This is a genomic window from Streptomyces sp. NPDC001750 (genome assembly GCF_042892615.1).
Lineage (GTDB): Bacteria > Actinomycetota > Actinomycetes > Streptomycetales > Streptomycetaceae > Streptomyces.
Genome location: NZ_JBIAUE010000091.1, coordinates 1 through 1,141, shown reverse-complemented (window position 1 = coordinate 1,141; position 1,141 = coordinate 1). Strand labels below are relative to the sequence as shown.

Here is a 1,141-nt window from a genome sequence, read left to right as displayed (position 1 = left end):
TGTCGGTCAGTCGTCCATAATCAGGTCGGTGCTGGCGAGGCATCCGTCGACCAGGTCCGGGCGGTACTGGATCTGCTTGAGCCTGTGCTTGACGGCGCGGGTGATCTGGCCGAGGTCGGCTGCGGCGAGGTTGCCGATGTCGCGCTTGACCAGCGACCAGACGCCCTCTTGCGGGTTCAAGTCCGGTGTGTAGCTCGGAAGCTGGAAGACGGTGAGCCAGTCCGCGTGGGCGGCGATGAACTCACGCAGTGGCTCGACCAGGTGCATCCGCAGGTTGTCCCACACGAGCACGATCGGGCCGCCGAGCTGGATGTGGGCCCTGACCAGCAGGTCGCGCAGGTCGCGCCAGCCGATGCCCTTCGGCTCACCCTTGCGGCCCCGGTACTCGCGGACCGAGTAGAACATCCGGGACCGCTTCCCCGGCTTGTAGCAGGTCAGCCCGGCCATCGACACCCGGCCCGAGCCCCGGCCGCGCACCCGGACCACCGGCGTAGAGCCCTTGCGTCCCCAGCTCCTGGCGCGCGGCGGCGTCATCGACTGCCCGGCTTCGTCCTCGAAGACGATCCAGCCGTCACACGCCGCCGCGGTGCTCTTACCAACGGCCAGGTCTCCTTCTTCCAGACCTCGACCACTCCGTCGTCGCGCTCGATCGCCCGCCGGCACGGCTGCTGCCAGGACCAGCCGTGCCGCTTCAGCAGCCGCCAGGTGCCCTCCACCGTGTACCTCACGTGGAACAGGCGGCCGATCAGCGTCCTGATCCGCGCCAAGGTCCACCGCTGGTCCGCCCAGCCGTGGACCAGCGGCCCGCGCTCCAACTCACGTTCCAGCCTGGCGATCTGCTTCTCGTCGAGCCTCGGCCGTCCCGGCGATCCCTTCGACCGGACCCCGACCTCGCCCCGCTCGCGCCACTGGCGGCGCCACCGCTCCACCGACCGCTCCGACACCCGCAACACGGCGGCGACGTCCTTATTCTTCTCCCCGCGCTCGAAGCGTTCCACGGCCTGAAGCCGAACCCGCTCCCGCGCGGCCCTCCCAGCGTCGGTCAGCCCGCCGCCCTGCGCGTATCTCACCCAACCAGAACTACCGGACCTGGCGCTCAACTGTCAGGCCGATAGCCCGACATCACTCAATCAAGTTCAGT

General features: G+C 69.1%; 2 protein-coding genes. Both read right to left on the bottom strand.

Annotation, left to right across the window (positions count from 1 at the left end; all coding sequences use genetic code 11):
• Nucleotides 1-6 precede the first annotated feature (6 nt).
• The gene (locus tag ACFYY6_RS38340) at nt 7-534 is read right to left on the bottom strand and encodes a transposase (protein ID WP_388654006.1); all 528 of its coding nucleotides are present in this window, start codon (nt 532-534) and stop codon (nt 7-9) included.
• The gene (locus ACFYY6_RS38335; RefSeq protein ID WP_388654004.1) at nt 531-1,070 is read right to left on the bottom strand and encodes a winged helix-turn-helix domain-containing protein; all 540 of its coding nucleotides are present in this window, start codon (nt 1,068-1,070) and stop codon (nt 531-533) included. The genes ACFYY6_RS38340 and ACFYY6_RS38335 overlap by 4 nt, the downstream gene beginning before the upstream one ends.
• Nucleotides 1,071-1,141: the final 71 nt, after the last annotated feature.

Coding starts and splice junctions, on each gene's coding strand:
- ACFYY6_RS38340 (WP_388654006.1), bottom strand. CDS start 534: ATGACGCCGCCGCGCGCCAGGAGCTGGGGACGCAAGGGCTCTACGCCG.